The organism is Sphaerisporangium perillae (assembly GCF_023276435.1).
GTDB classification, from domain to species: Bacteria; Actinomycetota; Actinomycetes; order Streptosporangiales; family Streptosporangiaceae; genus Sphaerisporangium; species Sphaerisporangium perillae.
The window spans coordinates 348,993-371,408 of record NZ_JALLPO010000002.1; the positions used below are offsets into that span (position 1 = coordinate 348,993).

Annotated in this window: 18 protein-coding genes; 6 read left to right on the plus strand and 12 right to left on the minus strand. The window is 70.9% G+C overall.

Going from position 1 to position 22,416, the window contains the following annotated elements; genetic code table 11:
• Positions 1-274 precede the first annotated feature (274 nt).
• Entirely contained in the window at positions 275-1,564 is a 1,290-nt protein-coding gene (locus MYF83_RS03560) for a sensor histidine kinase (protein WP_248958682.1), read from the plus strand.
• A gap of 122 nt (positions 1,565-1,686) precedes the next feature.
• Here the strand turns inward: MYF83_RS03560 and MYF83_RS03565 are convergent, their stop codons facing one another.
• From MYF83_RS03565 to MYF83_RS03615, 11 genes are all read right to left on the minus strand, one after another.
• A complete protein-coding gene (locus MYF83_RS03565) occupies positions 1,687-2,214 on the minus strand; it encodes a DUF302 domain-containing protein (protein ID WP_248958683.1) in 528 nt (175 codons plus the stop codon).
• A gap of 29 nt (positions 2,215-2,243) precedes the next feature.
• Positions 2,244-3,128 (minus strand): GNAT family N-acetyltransferase, encoded by an 885-nt coding sequence (locus MYF83_RS42370; RefSeq protein WP_308201390.1) that lies wholly within the window; start codon positions 3,126-3,128, stop codon positions 2,244-2,246.
• Between the two features lie 108 nt (positions 3,129-3,236).
• A complete protein-coding gene (locus MYF83_RS03575) occupies positions 3,237-4,640 on the minus strand; it encodes an alkaline phosphatase family protein (RefSeq protein WP_308201391.1) in 1,404 nt (467 codons plus the stop codon).
• Between the two features lie 70 nt (positions 4,641-4,710).
• Complete coding sequence (gene eboE / locus MYF83_RS03580) at positions 4,711-5,937, minus strand: metabolite traffic protein EboE (RefSeq protein WP_248958684.1); 1,227 nt, start codon at positions 5,935-5,937, stop codon at positions 4,711-4,713.
• 60 nt (positions 5,938-5,997) lie between these two features.
• The gene (locus MYF83_RS03585) at positions 5,998-6,852 is read right to left on the minus strand and encodes a TatD family hydrolase (protein WP_248958685.1); all 855 of its coding nucleotides are present in this window, start codon (positions 6,850-6,852) and stop codon (positions 5,998-6,000) included.
• A 20-nt stretch (positions 6,853-6,872) separates the two neighbouring features.
• On the minus strand, positions 6,873-7,535 hold the full coding sequence (locus tag MYF83_RS03590) for an EboA domain-containing protein (RefSeq protein WP_248958686.1): 663 nt from the start codon (positions 7,533-7,535) through the stop codon (positions 6,873-6,875).
• 78 nt (positions 7,536-7,613) lie between these two features.
• On the minus strand, positions 7,614-8,483 hold the full coding sequence (locus tag MYF83_RS03595) for a sugar phosphate isomerase/epimerase family protein (RefSeq protein ID WP_248958687.1): 870 nt from the start codon (positions 8,481-8,483) through the stop codon (positions 7,614-7,616).
• Positions 8,480-9,412 carry an SCO3242 family prenyltransferase gene (locus MYF83_RS03600; RefSeq protein ID WP_248958688.1) on the minus strand — a complete coding sequence of 311 codons (933 nt, stop codon included), beginning with the start codon at positions 9,410-9,412 and terminating at the stop codon, positions 8,480-8,482. The genes MYF83_RS03595 and MYF83_RS03600 overlap by 4 nt, the downstream gene beginning before the upstream one ends.
• Positions 9,409-10,626: an inositol-3-phosphate synthase gene (locus MYF83_RS03605; protein WP_248958689.1), complete on the minus strand. Its 1,218-nt coding sequence runs from the start codon at positions 10,624-10,626 to the stop codon at positions 9,409-9,411. The genes MYF83_RS03600 and MYF83_RS03605 overlap by 4 nt, the downstream gene beginning before the upstream one ends.
• 130 nt (positions 10,627-10,756) lie before the next feature.
• Positions 10,757-12,304: a ThuA domain-containing protein gene (locus tag MYF83_RS03610; RefSeq protein ID WP_248958690.1), complete on the minus strand. Its 1,548-nt coding sequence runs from the start codon at positions 12,302-12,304 to the stop codon at positions 10,757-10,759.
• A 19-nt stretch (positions 12,305-12,323) separates the two neighbouring features.
• Positions 12,324-15,155, minus strand: a complete 2,832-nt coding sequence (locus MYF83_RS03615) for a carbohydrate-binding protein (RefSeq protein WP_248958691.1) — start codon at positions 15,153-15,155, stop codon at positions 12,324-12,326.
• A 681-nt stretch (positions 15,156-15,836) separates the two neighbouring features.
• On the opposite strand from MYF83_RS03615, the gene MYF83_RS03620 reads away from it, so the two are divergent.
• The 5 genes from MYF83_RS03620 to MYF83_RS03640 all read left to right on the plus strand — a co-directional run bounded on the left by MYF83_RS03620 (position 15,837) and on the right by MYF83_RS03640 (position 21,831).
• A complete protein-coding gene (locus MYF83_RS03620; protein ID WP_248958692.1) occupies positions 15,837-17,348 on the plus strand; it encodes a discoidin domain-containing protein in 1,512 nt (503 codons plus the stop codon).
• Positions 17,349-17,649: 301 nt separating this feature from the next.
• A complete protein-coding gene (locus MYF83_RS03625) occupies positions 17,650-19,119 on the plus strand; it encodes a sensor histidine kinase (protein WP_248958693.1) in 1,470 nt (489 codons plus the stop codon).
• A gap of 202 nt (positions 19,120-19,321) precedes the next feature.
• Entirely contained in the window at positions 19,322-20,644 is a 1,323-nt protein-coding gene (locus MYF83_RS03630) for a lipase family protein (RefSeq protein WP_248958694.1), read from the plus strand.
• A gap of 164 nt (positions 20,645-20,808) precedes the next feature.
• The gene (locus MYF83_RS03635) at positions 20,809-21,153 is read left to right on the plus strand and encodes a hypothetical protein (RefSeq protein WP_248958695.1); all 345 of its coding nucleotides are present in this window, start codon (positions 20,809-20,811) and stop codon (positions 21,151-21,153) included.
• A gap of 192 nt (positions 21,154-21,345) precedes the next feature.
• A complete protein-coding gene (locus MYF83_RS03640; protein WP_248958696.1) occupies positions 21,346-21,831 on the plus strand; it encodes an anthrone oxygenase family protein in 486 nt (161 codons plus the stop codon).
• Between the two features lie 22 nt (positions 21,832-21,853).
• On the opposite strand, the gene MYF83_RS03645 is transcribed toward MYF83_RS03640, so the two are convergent.
• Positions 21,854-22,416 (minus strand): vitamin B12 dependent-methionine synthase activation domain-containing protein (locus MYF83_RS03645; RefSeq protein WP_279338997.1); only part of this gene is annotated, 563 nt, incomplete at its 5' end.

Genomic DNA, 22,416 nt, shown 5'->3' on the forward strand with positions numbered 1-22,416 from the left:
CGCAGAACATCGGGGGCACAAGGCGACCATGACGATGGAAAGCGCTATCCCGGCCACTGCTTCCGCACGCAGCCCTTTCGCCGCTGAAGAACTCGTGGGGAAGTACATGATGCTTGCTGAGGTAAGCGGACGCACGCCGGCACAACGGACATCGCTGCGTTCACGACTTCGCCCACGATCCATTCGCGGACGGGTCACGGCTCTGGTCGCCCTCCTTGCGACGCTTCTCCTCATCCCTTCGAGCGTGGCGGCCGGTGTGGTTGCACATCAGTCGGTGGCGAAGACCGAATGGCTCGAGGCCCGGCAGGAGTCCACGCTCGTCGCCGCCGCCGACCGTCTCGGCCGCCTGGAGGATCCCATCAAGCCCGACCTCACCGGGGTCACGCTCATCCAGGTCGTCGCGCCGGACCACCGCGTGGTCGCCGCCTCGCCCGCCGTCCGGGGCCTGCCACCGCTGACGACGGTGTGGCCCTCCCCGGCGGACCCGGAGCAGGACGTGCGCACCTGCGCTCACCAGCATCTGGGGTGCGTCAACCTCGCCGCGCAGCGGGTCTCGAACGCCGCGGACTCCAACGTCGTCTACGCCGGCGACCCGGCGCCGGCGGGCAGCATCACCGGCGTCATCGACTCCATCTTCGTCATCCAGGGCATCGCGCTGATCCTGCTCGCCGTCGCGATGACCTGGAAGGTCACCGGGCGCACGCTGCGGCCGGTGGAGGCCATCCGCGCCGAGCTGGCCGCGATCAACGTCAACGACCTGAGCACCCGCGTCCCCCAACCCGTGGGCAACGACGAGATCGCCCGCCTGGCGCACACGGTCAACGGCACGCTGACCCGGTTGGAACACGCCAAGGACCAGATGGAGCAGGCCCTGAACCACCAGCGGCAGTTCGCCGCCGACGCCTCGCACGAGCTGCGCACCCCGGTCGCCGGGCTGCGCGCGCAACTGGAGGAGGCGCAGCTCCACCCCGAGGACACCGACCTCAAGCAGCTGCTCAACTATTCGCTGAGGGACGTCGACCGGCTCCAGGCGATCATCACCGACCTCCTCCTGCTGGAGCGGGTCAACACCGGCACGCCGCAGTCGCGCACGCTCGTCGACCTCGCCGAGATCGTGCGCGCGGAGGTGGCCCGGCGGCCGGGCCGCTTCCCGGTGCGCCTGGATCTGGCTCCGGACGTCACGATCGACGCCGTGCGCACGCAGATCGGCCGCGTCCTGGGCAACCTGCTGGACAACGCCGAGCGGCACGCCAGGCGGTCGGTGAGCGTCACGGTCCGCCGAGAGGGCGACACCGCCGAGCTGATCGTCGACGACGACGGGGACGGCATCGCCATGGAGGACCGGGAACGGATCTTCCAGCGCTTCACCCGCCTGGACGCGGCCCGCAGCCGCGACCGCGGAGGCACGGGGCTCGGCCTCGCCATCGCCCGTGACATCATCGAGACCCACGGGGGCACGATCGTGGCGGCCACCTCCCCCGCCGGCGGGGCGCGCTTCATCGGGCGCATCCCTTTGGCCAAATCGAGCCAGGCCGGCCGCTCCCGGACCGCCAGTCCCGCGTAGCCGCCGATCGCCCGCCGCGGACCGCTCCGCGCTGGGCCGGGCACTTCGCGACGCGCGGGCCGGGCACTTCGCGACGCGCGTCTCTTCAGGCGCCGCCGCGACGTCTCCAGCGGAGCCGTCTCTCACGTCAGCGTGGCCGGAACAGGCACCGACAGCGCGCGGAGCAGCACCGCGACCTTGCGGTCCAGCTCCAGCCCGACGGAGGCGACCTCTGGTATGCCGAAGCTGCCGAACCCGCTGCTGGGCCGGTCGAAGACGAGCCGCGTCACGCCGTCGGCGCCTTCGCAGATCGCGGTGCGGAGCGGCGCGTAGAGCATGACGGCGGGATCGTGGCGGAACATGCGCTCGGCGATGACATGGTTGCCCATGAGGTACTCCGTGCAACGGAAACGGTCTCCCGCCAGCCGCATCATCGTATGCGCGTCGTACCTCCAGTAGATCATGAAGCCGTGCGGCGCGGACCGGTCGGTGAGCTCGAGCACCTCCCGCCAGGCCGCGCCCCGTTCCATGAGCTCGCCGAACTCCTCGGCGGGATAATCGGGGACGGCCCGCTCGTAGCGGGCGCGGAACTCCTCGTACGGCGCTCCGACGTCGATGGCGAATCGCGTGACGGCGCGCGTCACGGCGTCGATCCGCATCCCGGCCGTCATCGTCCCCCTCGCACCACGCGGGCCCGGCGCTATCCCAGGTCGGGATGCGGGAGGTAGCGGTCCAGCCAGACCGGGCCGGGCTCGGTCGTCATGAACGTGTCCATGTCGTCGATCTCCCAGCCGGCCTCCAGCAGTTGAGGCAGGAGCGGGTGCACGCCCGGCACCGCCACCTGGACCTCCTCGACACCCGGGTGCGCGCCGACCGCCGCGAGCACCGCGTCGGCGCAGTCCTGCGGGGTCTCCCCGCCCGCCGGCCCCACCTCGAGGTCCTCGCCGACCAGCCGGGCGAGCGCGTACCCACGGCCGGTGAGGTGCAGCGTCACTCCCGGCAGGCCCGCGTACCAGGACAGGGTCCCGGTCCGGTCGCCGCCCGTGAGCCGGGCGTCCAGCCTGCCGGCCTCCCGCATGCCGGGCGGCTCTCCCTTCTCCGCCCGGGGCCCGTCCACCGGTCCCCGCGCGGCCGGCTCATCCGGCGCCTCCTTGCCCCGCGCCTCGGCCCCCTGGGACCCGGAGTCCTCCGGCGGGGGGCTGGTCAGGTAGAGCAGCGGGCACACCGGACGCATCCCCTGCCTCACGTACAGGCCCAGGGCCCTCGGGTCGTCCGAGGCGAACGTGACCCGTGGCGTGCCGGTCGGCAGCAGCCGGTCCAGGATCTTCCGGCCCACCCCGGACGACTGGTGGTCGGGAAGGACGTACAGGTCGCCCAGGTGGGAGACCTGCCCCCGGCGGAGCACCCCGCCGAAACCCACGATCCGCCCGTCGACCTCGCCCACGACCAACGTCCCGAACGCCCGCTCGGCATCAAGGAAGTCCGGCATATCCGTCCAGTCGTCCAGAGTCTCGAAGCGCGAGGCCACTTCCCGTACGCCCGGCATGTCCGCGTCCACCGCGACGCGCACGATCGATTCACCCACCCGCGCTCCTCACCTGCGAATGCCGCCACGTACCGCCTACCCTGGAACTGGTTCGCCCACCTCCTTCCCCAGGAAGATCGCAGCGTGCCAAGCGGGTGTGCGGCCGCGTCATCCCCCTGCGGCCGGTTCCGGGGCGGCGCCGGACAGGCGGAGGCATAGGGACTTCACCTCGGTGGCGGCGTATGCGTCTTTTTCCAGGGGCTCGCTGCAGAGGAGGACCGGGGCGTCGCGGGGATGTGCGGGAAGGCGGCCGTGGCTGCCGCGCACGGGGGCGGGGTCGAGGGGGAGGACCGGCATCGTGTAGCGGAAGCCCAGCGTCTTGCGGGCGAGCGCCAACCCGGCCTTCGCCTTCACCCAAGGGTCCTCCGGGTCGAGGAACAGCTCGGCCGGGTCGTAGCCGGGTTTGCGGTGGATGTCGACCAGCCGGGCGAAATCCGGGGCCAGCGCGTCGTCGAGCCAGTAGTAGTAGGTGAACCACGAGTCCGGCGACGCGACCGCGACCAGCTCACCGGCCCTCGCGTGATCGAGCCCGTACGCCGCCTTGCCCGCCTCGTCCAGCACCTCCTCCACGCCGGGCAGCGCGGCCAGGATGGAACGCACCTTCGCCACGTCGGCCGGGTCCCGTACGTAGACGTGGGCCAGCTGGTGGTCGGCGACGGCGAACGCGCGGGAGGTCCAGGGGTCGAGGTACTCCATCCCGGCCTGCCGGTAGACCGACAGCAGGCCCTCCCGGCGCAGTGTCCGGTTGACGTCGACGGGGCGGGAGACGTCGGTGATGCCGTACTCCGACAGCACGACGGTGACCGCGCCCATGGCCGCCGCGTCGTCGAGCAGCGGCTTGAGCACCGCGTCCACCTGCCGGGCGGCGGCCACGGCCTCCGGTCCCGAGGGGCCGTACCGCTGGAGGTCGTAGTCCAGGTGCGGGACGTAGACGAGCGTCAGGTCGGGCTTCTCGCGGGCGAGCATCAGCCGGGACGCGTCCACGATCCACTGGCTGGACGCGATCCCCGCCTTGGGCCCCCAGTACGAGAACAGCGGGAAACGGCCGAGTTCCCGGGTCAGATCCACCCGGAGTGACGGCGGGCTGGTGTAGCAGTCGGGGGACTTGCGCCCGTCGGCGTGGTAGATCGGTCTCGGCGTGACCGTGAAGTCGGTGGCCGCGCCCATGGCGTACCACCAGCAGATGTTGGCGACGCGGTAGCCCGGGTGGACCCTGCGTGCGTCGTCCCAGATCTTCGGTCCTTCTACGAGGGCGTTGTGCTGCCGCCACAGCAGGATCTCCCCGAGATCGCGGAAGTACCAGCCGTTGCCGACGATCCCGTGGTCGCGCGGAAGCGTACCGGTGAGCAGGGTCGACTGTACCGAGCAGGTCACCGCGGGCAGCACCGTCCCGAGGGTGGCCGAGCGGCCGAGCTTGGACAGGTTCGGCATCGCTTCCAGCAGCCGGGGCGTCAGGCCCACCACATCGATGACCACCAACGGCCGCACGGCATCTCCTGTGCTATTCGTCACGGTTCTCCTCCTCCGAACGTCACGGCGCCCCGCCTTCGGTCGTCGAGTGCGCCGTGCGCCCTGCCGGTCGTCACGGGTTCTCCTCTTTCAGGCCGAGGCCGATGAGGCGGTCGCGGATCCAGGCGAGTTCCAGCGCGATGCCCTCGACCAGCGCCTCGTCGGTCTCCGGGCGGCGGTCGCCCGGCAGCGCCTGCCAGGTGTAGGTCTCCACCTCGACGTGCGAGGTCAGCGCCGAGGGCCCGGCCAGCAGCACCCGCAGGGTCTTCTCCAGCACGCCCCGGGTGGAGGAGATCGGCGCGGCCGGTGGCGCGTGCAACGGGACGTGGAAGTGGACCCGCCATGGCGCATCGCCGGGCAGGTCGCCGCCGAGAGCCTCCCCGAGGTCGTCCGTCCCCCGGAGTTCACCGGCGGGCGATCCGGCGCCCGGCTCGCGGGTCTGGTGGATGAAGCGCGGCTCGGCGAAGGCCGCGAGCGCGTCCCGGGTGGCCGGGTCGGCGGGGTCGTCCACCTGGAGCGCGCAGGACGCTTGCAGTTTCACCACCGGCAGCCCGGCACCGGCGAGGCGTTCCGCGGCCTCGACGGGGTCCTCGAACTGCACGGCGAGATGGCAGGCGTCCAGGCAGACCCCGAGGTAGTCGTGGTCGACGCTCGCGAGGTGGTGCGCCGCCTGGGTGGTGTTCTCCACGACGCAGCCCGGCTCCGGCTCGAAGCCTACCCGGATCGTGCGCCCGGTGGCGGCTTCCACCTCGGCCAGCCCTGCGGCGAGCCGGTCGAGCGCTCCCATCACCAGGGCGGCGCGCTCGGGCGACCAGGGGGTGCGCCAGGCGAGCGGGAGCGTGGAGATGCTCCCCGAGCCGACGTCGTCGGGCAGCAGTTCGGCCAGAACGCGCGCCAGGGCCAGCGTGTAGTCGAGCCGCTCCGGCGTGGTCCAGTCGGGATGGTAGACCCGCAACTTCGGCGAACCGGGCACCCCCGAACCGCCGCCGGCCGCGCCGCCGTCGTCCCCGTAGTCGTGGAAGCCCTGGTAGGGGAAGCCGTTCAGCGTGACGACCTCGAGCCCGTGCTCGTTGAGCGCGCCGCGCAGCCGTGCGACCTCACGAGCCTCGGCGGTCAGGGCGTCGCAGACCGGTCGCGACAGCCACAGCCCGAGACCCAGCCGGGGAACACCAAGGCGTTCGCGGATCGGCCTGGCGAAGCGGCGCAACTGCCCGAGCACCCCGGCCAGTTCCTCGCCCGGATGGACGTTGGTGCAGTAAGCCACGTGGACGATCGACCCGTCCGGATGCCGGAACCTCATGACACCTCCGCCAAGGCGGATGGTAGGTGGCCGGCCCGGCGAAGGGATGCGGGTGCTCCTCTAGTCACGTGGGGCTCCGCGGAGGACGCTGTTGCCGGCGTAGTCTTCGCCGGCCGTGGCCTCGGACAGGTCCAGGCGGCCGCTCTGGCCGTAGAACGCGGCGGGGTTGTCCCACAGGACGGTCTCCACCTCGGCCTCCGAGAAGCCGGAGGCGAGCATGGCGTCAGCCACCGCGCGGGTCTTCAAGGGGTCGCTGCGTCCCCAGTCGGCGGCCGAGTTGACCAGGATCCGCGCCGGCCCGTACTCCTTGAGGATCGTGATCATCCGGTCCTCGTCCATCTTGGTGTCGGGGTAGACGGAGAAACCCATCCAGCAGCCGCTGTCCGCGACCATGCCGACCGTCATCTCGTTGAGGTGGTCGACCAGCACCCGCTCCGGCGGCAGGCCCGACTCGCGTACGACGTCGAGGGTGCGCCGGGTGCCGACGGCCTTGTCCCGGTGTGGCGTGTGGACCAGCACCGGCAGGTCGTGCTCGATCGCCAGTGCGAGCTGGCGGGTCAGGGCCTCGTCCTCGGCCGGGGTGATGTCGTCGTAGCCCACCTCGCCGACCGCCACCACGTGGTCCTTCGCCAGGTAGCGCGGCAGCAGGTCCAGTACGGGACGCAGGCGCGGGTCGTTGGCCTCCTTGGGGTTCAGCGCGATCGCGCAGTGGTGGACGATCCCGAACTGGGCGGCGCGGTAGGGCTCCCAGCCGAGGAGGCCGTCGAAGTAGTCGGCGAAGGTGCCGGGGGAGGTGCGCGGCTGACCCAGCCAGAAGGCGGGCTCCACCACGGCGCGCACCCCGGCCTGGTACATGCGCTCGTAGTCGTCGGTCGTGCGTGAGGTCATGTGGATGTGCGGGTCGAAGATGCGCATGAGCGTTCCTTGCTCTCCGATCAGTTGAGGTGGCCGGCTTCGGTGAGGAGGCTGCGTATGCCGGTGAGCACGGCGGGGTGGCGTTCCACGAGGGGCCACACGTCGGGTGGGACCTCACGTCCTGCCAGCAGGCGTTCCCGCGCGTAGTCGGCCATCATGCGGGCCAGCTCCTCGTCGGCGCGCCGGTCCAGGCCTGTCACTGCGCCGAGTGGCACGCCGATGAAGACGCACTTCAGCACCGCCTGCCGGTAGGCGTGATCGGGCAGGTGTTCCGCGGCGTACGGGCCGAGGGCCGCCCGCACCAGGCGGGCGTCGTTGGTGCGCAGCGCGTCCCGGACGATCGGCAGTCCGGCATCGCCGAGCCGGTTGCACGCGGCCAGCACCGGCAACGCCTTGAGCACCGCGAGCCGCTCGGCGGCGTCCCCGTGGGCGTACAGCTCGAAGATCGTCTCCCCGAGCGGCGCCCCGGTGCGGGACAGGGCGCGGAGCAGTTCCACCCTGACCGCCTGGTCGACCGTCCAGCCGGGGAAACCGGGGATGGGGGCACGGCCGCAGGCCCGCCCGGCCAAGGGGAACAGCGCGGCGAGGGCCCGGTCGTCCGTACGGATCCGCTCGGTGGAGGCCGCCAGCCATCGGGCGCCCTCCTCGCTGAGCACGAACCCTGGTAGGTGTGGCGTCGTCATCGTTCTCTCCCGCCTCTCATCGCGCGACTCCGTCGCCGCGAACGCCCGTCCTGCCCGAGAAGTCCGGCTCCGCTCCCCTCATCGCACAGCTCCGACGCCGGGAGCGCGTGTCGCGCCGTGCGGGGCCGCCTCGCGGAGGAAGCGCAGGGACCGGGCGGCGACCAGGGGGGCTGCGTGGCTGTGCCGGGGCAGTTCCACGCTGACCAGGCCCCGGTACCCGACCTCGTCCAGCGCGGCGAGGACGGGCGGGAAGTCGATCTCCCCGTCGCCGAACTCCAGGTGCTCGTGCACGCCGCGCCGCATGTCGTCGATCTGCACGTTGACCAGGTACGGCCCGGCCCGGCGCACGCTGTCGGGCACCGGATCGGGTTCCAGGCAGCGGCAGTGCCCGATGTCCAGGGTCAGGCCGAGCCGTTCCGGCCTTCCGGTCAGCTCGTGCAGGCGCTCGAACCGCGCGATGGTGTCGACCAGCATGCCCGGCTCCGGTTCGAAGCCGAGCGTCACCGCACGGGTACCGGCCTCGTCGAGTACGGCGGCGACCCCCGAGACGAGGTTCCGCCAGGCCCGCTCCTCGCCCACCTCCACCGGCCGGATCCCGCTCCAGAACGAGACGGCCTCCGCGCCGAGGTCCGCGCCGATCCGCACGGCCCGCCGCAGCAGGTCGATCCGGGCGGCCGCCGCCTCTGGGGGGTGGAGCAGGGTCGGGTGGTGCTTGCGGAAGGGGTCGAGGACGTAGCGCCCGCCCGTCTCGATCACCACGGCGAGACCCAGCTCGCCCAGCCGGGCGGCGACCCGGTCCACCTGGTGGCCGATGTCCGGCGCGAAGGGATCCAGGTGCCCGGCGTCCAAGGTCAGCGCGACGCCCTCGTACCCCACGTCGGCCAGCACCGCGAGCGCCTCGTCCAGGCGGTGGTTGCTGAAGCCGTTGGTGCCGTAGCCGAATCTCACGTCGGAGAGACCTTCCTGGACAGCCTCCTGGCGAGGGGATGGGCCACGGCCAGTGCGACGGCCGTGGCGAGGTGCCCACGCCCGGCGGTGAGCGCCGCCTGCAGTGGGAGCAGCCCGAGGATGCTCTGGCCAACGGCCGTCCGGGTCCGTCCCGCGTCAGGGGTGCGGGCGGCGGCGAGCTGCGCCCGCCCCACCAGACCCGCGTACGCCCCCACCAGCCCGAGTGCGGCCAGCTTTCCCGCGGTCACGGCGGGTTGGGCTCCGGCGGGTGCGATCGCGGAGGAGACGTGGACGGCCGCGAGCCCGGCGGCCAGGGCGGTGGCGGTGAGCGCCGCGGCGGAGCGGGCCGTCGACCCTCCGCTGACCTCGCCACGGCTCAGTGCTGTCACCCCGTACGTGTGCGCGGCCACGGCGCCCGCCGCCAGCAGGCGCGCCCTTCCGCTCCCCGGCGGGACGCGGCGACCCGCGGAAGTGCCGGGAAGGACACCGGAGCGCGGGGAAGCGGGGACCGTGCCGCCGAGGAACACGTCCAGCCCGCGGGCCGCGGCCATCGCTAGTGGCCCCGCCGCCGTGTCCTTGAGCACAAGGTCGTAGGCCCACACGACCGCGGCCAGGCCCGTCGCGACGCCGAGGGCTCCGCGGCCGCCCGTCCGGGCCGCGAGGAAGAGGCCCGTGGCGGTCAGCCCGGCGGCGAGCCCGAGCGCCTGGCCCGGGCGGACGCGTCCGGAGGGGATGGGCCGCTCGGGCCGCTCCTCGGCGTCCAGGTCACGATCGGCGTAGTCGTTCAGCGCCATGCCGGCCCAGTAGAGGCAGACCGACGACAGCGCGAGTCCGGGGCTCACCGCTCCCCCCGCGGCGGTGTCACCGGGCACGGTGAGCGCGGCGGGCGCCCGGACCAGCTCGGCGAGCGTCCCGAGGTCCACGGTCACGCCAGTTCCCCGGCCCAGGCGCGCAACAGGTCGTACTGGGTCTGGAGGCGATGCTCGTCCAGCGCGATGGGGTCCTTGAAGAAGAACCCCAGCTCCTTGACGGCTCCGGCGTGGCCGCGTTCGTGCGCGCGGGCGAGCAGCCTGGCCAGGTCCAGCACCAGGGGCGCGGCGAGCGCGGAGTCACAGCCCTGCCAGGTGAACTGCAGCGACATGCGCACGCCGAGGAAGCCTTCGAAGGTGATGTGGTCCCAGGCGGTCTTCCAGTCGCCGAGGTGGGGCACATGGTCGATGTGGGTCCGGCCCTCGACGGAGTGGCCGAGTATCCCGGGCAGCGCCCGCTCCTTGGAGATCCGCTTGCTCTCCCCGGAGGCCGGGTCGGCCAGCGTGGCGCCGTCTCCCCCTCCGAGCAGGTTGGTCCCCGACCAGGAGCGCACGGCCAGGGCACGGTCCGCGAACATCGGGGCCAGGGCGGTCTTCACCAGGGTCTCCCCCGTCTTGGCGTCCCGGCCGGCGTACGGCACTCCGCGGGCGCGGGCCAGTTCGTCGAGGGCGGGCAGGGAGACGCCGGTAGACGGGGTGAAGTCGATGTAGGGGCAGCCGGCGCTGAGGGCGGCGAAGGCGTACAGCGAGCTCGGCGGCAGCACCCTCCCGGGCCGGTCCAGGGCCGTGGTCAGCGCTTCCAGGCTGTGGTGAGCCGGATGCGGTACGGCGGGCGGCTCGGTGGAGGCCACGTGGATCACGACCACCCGGGCGAGGCCGCGGCGCTCCCGGAACTCGGTGAGGTCGCGGATCAGCGCCTGTGCCATGGCGCCCTGGCCCTCCGCGACGGAGGTGTCACGCGGCCGGGTCCACGTGTCACCGGCCATGCCGGGCCGGCCGGCCGCGTCGGACCAGGTGTCCGCGTCCGCGGCGATCCCAGACCGGATCTCCGCGTCGGCGGCCTCCAGATCTTGGCGTACGAGTTCGGCCAGCGGCGCTGGGATGACCCCGGCCCGGCTCAGCTCCTCGGCCTTCTTGGGCAGCGGCGTGCTGGAGATGTCGTGCCCGCCGAAGACCAGCCGGTCGAGCGGCGGGAGCCCCGCGTCTGCGAAGTCGGGGGCTTCTGTCACGCACCCGATGGGCGCCGCGAGCCCGGCTCGCAGGGCCGCCGCGCCCGTGACGACTGTGGTGGCCACCGAGCCTCTTGCCCCGATGAGCCATACTCCGACGTCCATCAGCTCTCCTTCTTTCACGAGCCGGCCGCCGACAGCCGGCCTAGTGCGGTGGAGCAGGGAGCGGCACCCGCCCCGGAGCCGGTTCGTCCGGACATCCGGTCTATTTCCGGCGAGTGCCGCTCCCGGGGTGTCACTTGGTGAGCGTGAAGGTGTCCACGTCGAACAGGGAGCCGGAGCCACCGGTGAACACCAGGAACAACGCCCCCGACGCCGAACCGCTCAGCGTGGTGGACACGTTCTGGAAGGTGTCCCAGCCCCCGGTCGAGGGAACCGTCACCGACCCCAGCAGGGTCCCGGTCTGCGAACCCGAACGGATCTGGATCGTCCCACCCGGACCGCCCGAGGCGATCCGGGCCGAGAACCCGGTCACCCCGGCCGTGCTCACCGACGCATAACCCGCCCAGTCACCGTTGTCGATGTAACCGAGCGTCGTGCCGCCGCTCGCCCCCGCATGACTCGCCGGCTGCACACCCGACTGCGAGGTGTACGACTCACCCTCCACCGGCGTGGGGGCGGTGGACTTGGTGAGCGTGAAGGTGTCCACGTCGAACAGGGAGCCGGAGCCACCGGTGAACACCAGGAACAACGCCCCCGACGCCGAACCGCTCAGCGTGGTGGACACGTTCTGGAAGGTGTCCCAGCCCCCGGTCGAGGGAACCGTCACCGACCCCAGCAGGGTCCCGGTCTGCGAACCCGAACGGATCTGGATCGTCCCACCCGGACCGCCCGAGGCGATCCGGGCCGAGAACCCGGTCACCCCGGCCGTGCTCACCGACGCATAACCCGCCCAGTCACCGTTGTCGATGTAACCGAGCGTCGTGCCGCCGCTCGCCCCCGCATGACTCGCCGGCTGCACACCCGACTGCGAGGTGTACGACTCACCCTCCACGGTGCCGCCGCCCCCGCCCGTCGGGGGGTTGCAGTCGGCCTGGACCATGCCAGCCGCGTACCTGATGCCGCCGAGCAGCAGCGCCCGGTAGCTCGGCTCCGCGAAGGACTCGATCGTGTGGCCGAGGCCGGTGTAGAACGACCGGCCGGACGCCTGCGGATGGCACCAGGTGATCGGGTGGTCCCCGCTCATCTCGCCGCCGGTGTAACTGCTCTCGTCCATGCTCTGTAGGACGTGAACGGTGGAGCGGGGGTTGGTGCGGTAGTTGTACCACTCGTCGGTGCGCGTCCAGGTCGCCGCGAGGCCGGAGGTGGCGGGGTGCGTGCGGTCCTCGTTCTTGACCGTCGCCTGCTGTATCGCCGGATGGCTCTTGAACCATGCGCCGACGAGCTGTCCGTAGTACGGCCAGTCGTACTCGGTGTCGGCCGCCGCGTGGATGCCGACGTAGCCGCCGCCACCGTTCACGTAGGAGGCGAAGGCGGTCTGCTGGGCGTCGTTGAGGACGTCACCGGTGGTGCTGAGGAACACCACCGCCTTGTACTGCGCGAGGCCGGCCGCCGTGAAGGCGTTCGCGTCCTCGGTGGCGGTGACGGTGAAGTTGTTCGCGGCACCGAGGTCACGGATGGCCTGGATGCCGGTGGGGATGGAGTCGTGGCGGAACCCTGCGGTCTTGGAGAAGACCAGCACCTGGTAGGCCGGATCGGCGGCCTGCGCGGCCGCGGGGGCGAACTGGGCTGCGATCACCGTGGCGGCGACCAGCGCCAGGACGCGGCGCATGACCTTGAACATGGATGGTCCCTAAGAGTCGTCAGCGGGTGATGGTGAAGGTGTCGACATCAAGCAGGGAGCCCGAGCCGCCGATGAACGTCAGGAAAAGGGACCCGGACGCCGAGCCGGTCAGCGTGGCCGACACCGTGGTGAAGGTGTCCCAGTTGCCGGTGTTGGCGACGTTCACCGAGCCGAGCAGGGTCCCGGTCTGCGAGCCGGAGCGGATCTGGATGGTGCCGCCGGGGCCGCCGGAGGACACCCGGGCCGAGAAGGTCTGCGCGCCCTGGGTGTTGACCTGCGAGTATCCGGCCCAGTCGCCGTTGTCGATGAAGCCGAGGGTCGTGCCGCCGCTGGCCCCCGCGTGGGCGGCCGGCTGCAAGCCCGACTGGGAGGTGTACGCCTCGCCCTCGGTCGTGGTACTGGTGCCGCCGGTCGTGGTGTCGATGGTGTAGGCGTCGAGGTCGAACAGGTTGCCCTGGCCGGTCACGCCCTTGAACACCAGGTACAGCGTGGTGGTGCCGCTGGGAACGTTGGCCAGCGTCCCGGTGACGTTGACGAAGGTGTCCCAGCCGCCGGTGTTGGCGACGTTCAGCGATCCAAGGAGCGTGCCGGTCGCCGACCCCGCCCGTACCTCCAGGGTGCCGCCGACGCCGCCGGAGGAGACCCGGGCGGTGATGCTCTTTGCGTTGCTCAGCGCGTACGGCTGGAAGGAGATCCAGTCGCCGTTGTCGGTGAAGCCGACCGTCTTGGCGCCCTCGGCCCCGGCGTGGTCGGCGGCCTGGATGCCGGACTGGGCGCCGAAGTGCTCGGCCTGCCGGTGCCTCGGCTGGAGCGTGCGGGGGCTGGTGGAGGTCAGGCCGCCCTTGTCGGTGTAGGAGGCTTCGAACACACCGAAGACGTTCGCCGCGGCGTCGTGCTCACCGTCGACGGGCACCGCGATGGATCCGCTGCAGCCGGTCTTGGAGGTGATCTGGTGGCGGTGGCTGTCGTGCCCCAGGAAATAGGTGACGGTCACCTTGGTGCAGTCGATCGCGCCGTCTTCAGGATCGCTGACGGTGACCTGGAAGGGCACGGTGTCGCCGAAGGAGAAAAGCTGGCCGTTCACCGGCTGGGTGAGCGTCACGGTCGGGGCGGTGTTGCCGACGGTCACGACGAGGCTCGCCGTCCCGGTGAGTCCTTGCGGGTCGCGGACGGTCAGCGTCGGCGAGTAGGTGCCGTTGGTGGTGTAGGTGTGCGAGGGGTTGGCCGCGGTGGAGGTGCCGCCGTCCCCGAAGTTCCACGAGTACGTCAGCGCGCCGCCTTCGGGGTCGGAGCTGCCGGCCGAGGAGAAGGTCACCGCCAGCGGGCTTGGGCCCGAGGTCTTGTCGGCGGCCACTTTGGCGATCGGGTTGCGGTTGGTCGCGCCGACGTATTCGACCCTCCACAGGGCCTGGTTGTCGCTGCCGGTGCCGTAGTCGAGCACGTACAGGGCGCCGTCGGGGCCGAAGGCCATGTCCATGACCTGCGTGCCGGTCCAGGGGAAGTCCCCGATGTCGCCGTAGGTGCCGTCGGCCTTGACCTCGATGGCCTTGATCCACTTACGGCCGTACTCTCCGGCGAAGTACCTGCCGTCCAGGGACTGCGGGAACTTGACGCTGGAGTTGAGCGAGGCGTCGTACCGGTAGACGGGGCCGCCCATCGGCGACTCGGAGCCACCGCCGAACTCGGGCGGTGAGCCCGCCTCGCCGCCGTACCTGATCCAGCTCGGCTTGGCCGGGGGCAGGGTGGTCAGGCCGGTGTTGCGGAAGGAGTTGTTGGTGGGCCCGCCGGCGCAGTTGTACTTGGCTCCGGAGGGGCCGCTCGGGAAGGTGTACTCGTTGTAGGTCTCGGCGGTGGTGTTCGTGCCGGTGCAGTACGGCCAGCCGTAGTTGCCGGGGCCGGTGATCCGGTCGAACTCGACCTGGCCGCCGGGGCCGCGGTTCGGGTCGGGGCCGCCGGCGTCCGGGCCGTAGTCACCCAGGTAGACAATGCCGGTGGCCTTGTCGACCGACATGCGGAACGGGTTGCGGAAGCCCATTGCGTAGATCTCGGGCCGGGTCATCGCCGTCCCGGGCGCGAACATGTTGCCCGAGGGAATGGTGTACGTCCCGTCCGGCTGCGGCTTGATCCGCAGCAGCTTGCCGCGCAGGTCGTTGGTGTTGGCCGCCGACCGCTGAGCGTCGAACTGCGGGTTGCGGTCGGTGCGCTCGTCGAGCGGCGAGTAGGAGTTCGACTCGAACGGGTTGGTGTCGTCGCCCGTGGTCAGATACAGGTTGCCGGCCGCGTCGAAGTCGATGTCGCCGCCGACATGGCAGCACTGCCCTCGGTCGTTCGGAACCTTGAGCACGACCTTCTCGCTGGCCAGGTTGAGCGTGTCGTCGGCGTTCAAGGTGAAGCGCGAGAGGTGCAGCTCGCCCTTCCACTGGTCGAACTGCGCCTGGGTTCCGCTGGTCGGCGCGTCACCCGCCGGCGTGGTCAGCTTGGGCGAGAAGTACAGGTAGATGTAGCGGTTGGTGGCGAAGCCGGGGTCCGCCGCGACCCCTTGGAGTCCTTCTTCGTCGTGCGTGTAGACATCGAGCTGACCGGCCACTTTGGTGTTGCCGGACGCGTCGGTGACGCGCACCGTGCCGTCGCGGGCGGTGTGCACCACCGAGCGGTTGGGGAGCACCGCGAGGGACATGGCCTCGCCGAGTTCCGCGCCTCCGGTGGCCAGGCTTACCTGCTGGTAGTCGGAGGCCGGGATGACCGAGGCTTGGGCTGCCGGGCCGGTGGCGGTCACGGTCGCCGCGCTGCAGGCGACGACCAGTGTGATCGCGGCGAGCAGCCGAGTCCACGGCCGAGGACGTGGTGACATGGGGGGTCCTTTCCTGACTTGGGGGGTCAGTCAGGCAAGGCGCGCGCCGCCGCGCTTGCTGTCGGGTCGGGTGGGGTCGGTGTGGGTCGGGGTGGGCGTCGGTGGGTCAGGTGGATCGGTGGTCGTGCCGCTGGAGGGTGCCGCCTCCGAGTGCCGGTCTGCGCGGAGCGGAGCCCCGCAAAAAGACTATTGACTCACGAAATTATCTGTCATGCGTCCTACAGGCGTCCATGGAACACCGCGCCGACTGCCGGACCAGCGCGGCAGGACCGTAATGAGGTTCTAACACGGCCACTTCTCGCAGTAAATCCCCGCAGCTCGGGCGGCGCGTCGGCCATGACATGTCTTGACATCCGACACGGCACAGCCGATCGCGTTACGGAAGTGTTACGTAAGCCGAAGCGCTTCGACACTTGCACCGCTTGGGAGAAGCGCTCTTTAATGCGAAAAGCCTGCAAAATTTCTCGAGAAAACCGCAAGTTGTTCGTCGATCGCTGAAATTTCAAGCGGAGCGGTACGGCCGTCGCTCCCTGAGACTCCCGTCCACCCGGCCGGCGAGACCCGTGACGGGGCCGTTCCCGCCGACTTCGGCTCCGCCGCGGTGGTGCCGCTCGTACCGGTCGGGCGGACGGGCCCCCTCGTACCGGCGAACCCCCCCATCGACGCGAGGAGTCACCGACCATGCCGAACTGGCGCACCGCGACGGCCGCCGCCGTCCTTCTCGTGGCGTCGGGCCTGACGCCACTTTTGGGACGGCCGGCCCTCGCCTCGCAGAACGCACCGCAGGCCGCCGCCGGCCACACGGCCGCCGACGTCCAGCTGTTCTACTACCCGTGGTACGGCAGCCCCGCCGTCGCCGGCAGCTACCGGCACTGGCAGCAGGGCGGTCACACGCCGCCGGACGACATCGGCGCCGACCTCTACCCTGAGCTCGGCCCCTACGACTCCGGCGACCTGGCCGGCGCGGTGACCCAGCACATGCGCTGGATCCAGCGGTCGGGCGCCGGCGTCATCGTCTACAGCTGGTGGGGGCAGGACTCCTACGAGGACCGGCTGGCCGCCGGCGTGCTGGACACGGCCGCGCGGTTCGGCATCAAGGTCGCCTGGCACCTCGAGCCGTACACCGGGCGCACCGCCGCCTCGACGGTCGCCGACATCGCCTACATCAACTCCCGGTACGGGAACAGCCCGGCGTTCTACCGTGACGCCGCCCACGGCGACCGGGGCGCGTTCTACGTCTTCGAGAGCCTGCGGATCACCGACTGGACCGCGCTGGACCAGGTGCGCTCCAGCAGCATCGTGCTGGCCCAGACCACCGACACCACCAAGGTCGCGCACTTCGGCGGCATGTACACCTACGACGGCATCGCCGGCGCGACGGCGCCGGGCTGGAAGGGCGCGAGCGACTTCTGCAAGGCCAACGGCCTGATCTGGGCGCCGTCGGTCGCCCCGGGATACATCGACGACCGCGCGGTGCCGGGCAACACCACCCCCACCCTGGGGCGCGGCAACGGCGCCACCTACGACACCGAATGGCAGAACGCCCTGGCCCCGGCCACCGGTGGCGATCCGAGCTGGGTCTCGGTCACCTCCTTCAACGAGTGGCACGAGGGATCGGTGATCGAGCCGGCGAGCTCCACCCCGCCCGCCGGACGGGGCTACCAGACCTTCGACGGCGCCTACGGCAGGACGGGCGCCGACGCCGAGACCGCCTACCTCGACCGGACCAAGTACTGGGTGGACCGCTTCACCGGGACGACCACCCCACCGGCAAATCCGAACCTGGCGGCCGGACGGGCGATCAGCGCGAGCAGCCACACGCAGGGCTACGTCGCGGGCAACGCCAACGACGGGAACGCCGGCACCTACTGGGAGAGCGCCAACAACGCGTTCCCGCAGTCGATCACGGTCGACCTGGGCGCGGTGAGCGACGTCACGCGGATCGTCCTCACCCTGCCGCCCTCCTCCGCGTGGGGGCGCAGGACACAGACGATCGCGGTGCTGGGCAGCCAGGACGGCACGGCGTACTCCACGATGGTGGCGCCGCTCGGCTACACCTTCGACCCGGGGACCGGCAACACCGCGACGATCACCTTCCCCGCGACGTCGCAGCGGCACATCCGGCTGACCTTCACCGGCAACACCGGGTGGCCCGCCGGGCAGGTGTCGGAGTTCCAGGTGTACCGCACGTAGGCCTGCGGAAGATCACGGCACGGTCGGGCCCACCTGTCGGTGGCTTGACCGTGCCGTGACATGATCAAGGTAAGGTTTTGTCTGATTTGCACCATTTTGGGGTATCTGCTACGTTTGCTTTTGCCCTAGCGAGTCATCCGCGGGCCATGCGGCCGCACGTGCCGCCGTACCGAAGATGGCCGAGCATACGGCGGTGCAACGTACCCGCCCTCCGGGCGCTTTCCCTGAGCGCCCACCCGATCCGGCGCAGCCCCCCACCGCCCGTGATCAGCAGTGATTGATCACCGCGAGGAGGACCCGCGTGCCCATCCCTCTCCCCGACTCACCATGCCGCCCGCGGCTGTGGCGCCCCCGCTCGATCCGCGGGCGGGTCACCGCGCTGGTCGCCCTCCTGGCGATGCTCCTCCTCGTCCCCTCCGGCGTGCTGGCCGGGATGGTCGCGCGCCAGGAACTGGCGAACGCCGGATGGCTGGACGCGCGCCGCGCCGCCGGCCTCATGGCCGCCGCCGACCGTGCCGGGCGGCTGACGGACCCGATCGTGACGAGCAGCGTGCCCGGGGCCAACGTGATCCAGGTGGTGGCGCCCGACCGCAAGGTCATCGCCTCCTCGCCGGACGCCCGCGGGCTCGCGCCGCTGTCCACGCTGTGGCCCACGGCCGAGGACCCGCAGAGGGACGTGCAGACCTGCGCGAACGCCCGCCTCGGCTGCGTGCGCCTCTCCGCGGCCCGCGTCTCCCCCGACCCCGGCTCCAACGTGGTCTACGCGGGCGGCCCGGTCCGCACGGTGATCGCGACGGGCGTGTTCGACGCGCTCTTCGCCATACAGGTCGCGGCGCTGATCTCCCTCGCGATCTGGGCCGCCTGGAAGATCTCCGGCCGGACGCTGCGGCCGGTCGAGACCATCCGCGCCGAACTGGCCGCGACCAACGTCAACAACCTGAGCAGCCGTGTCCCCGAACCTCCCGGCGACGACGAGATCGCGCGCCTGGCGCGGACGGTCAACGGCACGCTCGAACGCCTCGAGAGCGCCAAGGACCGCATGGAGCTGGCACTCGCCGCCCAGCGGCAGTTCGCCTCCGACGCCTCCCACGAGCTGCGCACCCCGGTCGCCGGCCTGCGCGCCCAGTTGGAGGAGGCCCGGATGCACCCCGAGGACACCGACCTCGAGGACCTGCTGGACCGCACGCTTCGCGACGTCGACCGGCTGCAGGCCATCATGACCGACCTGCTCCTGCTGGCGAAGCTCAACGGGGGCACGCCCAGCGCGCTCGCCGAGGTGGACCTGGCCGAGTCGGTCCGCATGGAGGTCTCCCGGCGCACCGACCGGCTGCCCGTACGGCTCCGGCTCGTCCCCGAAGTGGCCGTCAGGGGCGTCGACACCCAGATCGCCCGCGTCCTGACCAACCTGCTCGACAACGCCCAGCGGCACGCGAAGCGCGGAGTGCTCGTGGAGGTGCGCCGCGACGGCCGGACCGCCGAGCTGGTGGTCTCCGACGACGGCGACGGCATCGCCGAGGCCGACCGCGAGCGGATCTTCGAGCGCTTCACCCGGCTGGACGCCTCCCGCTGCCGCGACCGGGGAGGCACAGGCCTCGGCCTGGCCATCGTCCGCGACATCGTCCGCGCCCACGGCGGGACCATCGGGGTGGACACCGCCGAGGCGGGCGGCGCCCGCTTCACCGTGCGGCTGCCACTCGACGAGCCGCCGGCGGACGAACCCGCCACGCCCGGCATGCCGCCACTGCCCCTGGCCGCCGCCTCCACCCACTGAGCGGCCCTTTCCGCACGTCCCTCCGGCGAGCCTCTGGAAATGAGTTTGCGCGCGCATGGGATTTGGCCCGTGATGTCCAGGAAATTGTGAAGGACAGGCGGTTCTCGGGGTGCGCTCAAAGCGCGAGTGACAACGCCGTCCTGCCCATCACGGAAACCGCGGAACAGTTCAAAGCACCGTCGCCGACGGGAAGGTGTGTGGCGTGGCAAGCGTGGATACCACCAGGAACAGTCGCCAGTCGGAGAAAACAGTCACGGCCACGGTAGGCCAGGCCAACGCCGGAAAGGTGGTGAGTGGCGGCAGGAAGCCCGAGTCCGCCGCGGGAACGTATCCCACAACTGAGTGGGAACGCAGGATGCGGGACATCGTGCAGGCCGGCGGCATGCCGCCGCTGGACGTCACGGCGCCCTCCTACGAGGAACTCCGGCCCTACGGCCACCGCGAGACCGCGGGATTCCCGGTCTACAAGAACCTGGAAAGGCGGCTGCTGGAGGCGGGGCACCATCCCGATCCCGAAATCGCGCACGTCCTCGCGACCTGCGCCGCGTACGCCTATTCGGACGCCAGGACGCTGTCCATGATCCTGGCGAGAATGGGCCTCGAGGACAATCACTGCCAGATGATCCAGACGTCGGTCGACGCGATGCTCATCTGCTCGACCGCCTTCTTCATCCAGAGCGAGAGCGGCAAGGTCGGAATCCTCTGCTACCGGGGCACCGAACCGCTCAATTTCATCAACTGGCTGAGCGACATCGACCTGGAGCCGGAGCGCATCGGCTACCAGATCGGCGACCCGCGCGCCACCGTGCACGCCGGCACCTACCGCAACGTCCGAGCCACGCGGTACGAGGTCATGAACATGCTGCGGCGGGCGTCCGAGCGCCAGCCGGGCCACATCGGGCAGCCCGACGGCGCCTCCCGGTCCGGCGACGCCTACGGCTCCGCCCCCTCCGAGGGCAACCTGGAGGCGCTCTACATCACCGGGCACAGCCAGGGCGGGGCGATGGCCGCGCTGCTGGGCGTCATGATCAGGCACGAGCGCAAGTACAGGGAGGCGCTCGGTGACCGGCTGAAGGCGGTCTACACCTACGGCCAGCCCATGATCGGCGACCCGGCGTTCGCCGAGGCCTGCGAGCGGGACGAGTTCCTCCGCGAGAACGTCATCCGCTACGTGTACGACAGCGACATCGTCCCGCACCTGCCGTCCACCTCGTCGGGCCCGTTCCGGCACTTCGGCCGCGAGTACCACTACCGGGTCCCGCACCTCCGCAACAGCCTCATCGACACGCTGACCCACCAGCGGTTCGCCACGCATGCGAGAAGGGGCCAGTGGGAGGCCAGGAGGCGGCCGACGTCGCAGCTTGCCGGGCTGCTCGGCATTCCGCTGTCGGCGCTGTCGTTCATCGCCCGCAAGTTCGAGGCGACCCGGTCGCTGCCCGCCGTCTACTCGGTCGACGACCACCTGCCGCAGCACTACATCTCCGCGCTGACCCCGCCGGGGGTCCAGAACGAGTACGGCGACTAGCCGTACCCGGCCCGCCGGCGACACGCCGGTACCTCGCGATCGCCGATCCGCCGCCAGGCGGGTCGGCGATCCGCTTTTCCGGAGATCCAGCCGTCCTGCCGCGATCGGATCGTCGCTCTCCGTTACGATGATCGAGGTGTCGATCCACAGTGGAGGAGAATGCCATGCGACGTGTCATGACGGCTCTCGGTGCCCTGCTCGCCGCCGCGCCACTGGCCCTCACGGCCCCGTCGCCGGCCACCGCCGCGACCGGAACGCTGACGATCGAGGGCGACGAGGTCCCGCGCACGCGGCTCGTCGATCCGGCGCCCGGGTGCCACGCGCTCCCCTGGTTCTCCCTCATGACCAGGGTCACCGTGATCAACAAGACCGATGCCGACGTCATCATCTACTCGGGTGAGGGTTGCAAGCGGGGGCTGCTCCGCGGCGCGACCCTCGTGCGGGCCGGCACCCTTCGCGAGCGCACTCTCACCGGCACCTACAGCCTGATGGTCCAGCCCACGACCTGACCACGAGGCCGGACCAGGCCGGGGGGCCGATCAGACCGAGGCTCCCGGGGCCCTCGGCCCGTCCAGCAGGCTCGCGAGGACGTCCATACGGCTCGATGAGACGCACGCGCATGCTCGCGCGCTTCTGAACGATGGCCCGTCTCGGCGGGTGCCGCTTGACTGGTGGCAGAGAGAATCAGAAGGGACCTGAAGATGGAGCTGTTACGCAAGGTCGTCCTGGTCGCCGCGACGATGAGCACCGGACTGATCGCCGGCCTGTTCTACGCCTACGCCTGCTCGGTCATGCCGGGTCTGAACAAGGCCACCGACCGTACCCTGGTCGACACGATGCAACGCATCAACGTGGCCATCCTCAACGGCTGGTTCGCCCTGTGCTTCGCCGGCGCGCTCGTGATGACGGCCCTGACCGCGATACTCCATCTCCACCAGGAAGGGCGCGCTCTGCTGCCGTGGCTGGTGGCCGCGGTGGTCCTTTACGCGGCGACGCTCGTCATCACCTTCGCGGTGAACATCCCCCTGAACAACGCCCTCGACGCGGCCGGGAAGCCCGGCGACATCGCCGACCTGGCCGCCGTGCGCGAGGCCTTCGAGGCACGGTGGGTCCGCTGGAACCTCGCCCGCACGCTGACCTCGGTCGCCGCGTTCGGCAGCCTGGTATGGGCGGTGATCGTCTCCTGAGGGCGCGTGGCCGCGGCCGGGCTCAGACGTTGAAGTATTTGGCTTCGGGGTGGTGGACGATCAGGGCGGAGGTGGCCTGTTCGGGATGCAGCTGAAACTCCTCCGACAGGCTCACCCCGATCCGGCCCGGGTCCAGCAACTCGAACAACTGCCGCTGGTCCTCCAGGTTCGGACACGCCGGATACCCGAACGAGTACCGGCAGCCGGTGATGTTGACCTTCAACATGTCGGCCAGCGACTCATCCCCGCCGATGCCCAACTCGCCCCGCACCCGGGCATGCCAATACTCGGCCAGCGCCTCGGTCAACTGCACCGACAACCCATGCAACTCCAGATAATCGCGGTAGGCGTCCTTGGCGAACAACTCCGCCGTCGCCTCCGAGATCCGGCTGCCCATGGTGGCCACCTGAAACGCCACCACATCCACCTCACCGCTGTCCTTACCGCGGAAGAAATCCGCCAGGCACAGATGCCGGTCCCGCCGCTGCCGCGGGAAAGAGAACCGGGTCCGCTCATTCCCGGTCTTCTCATCCAGGATGATCAGATCATCGCCGTCGGACACACACGGGAAATACCCATACACCA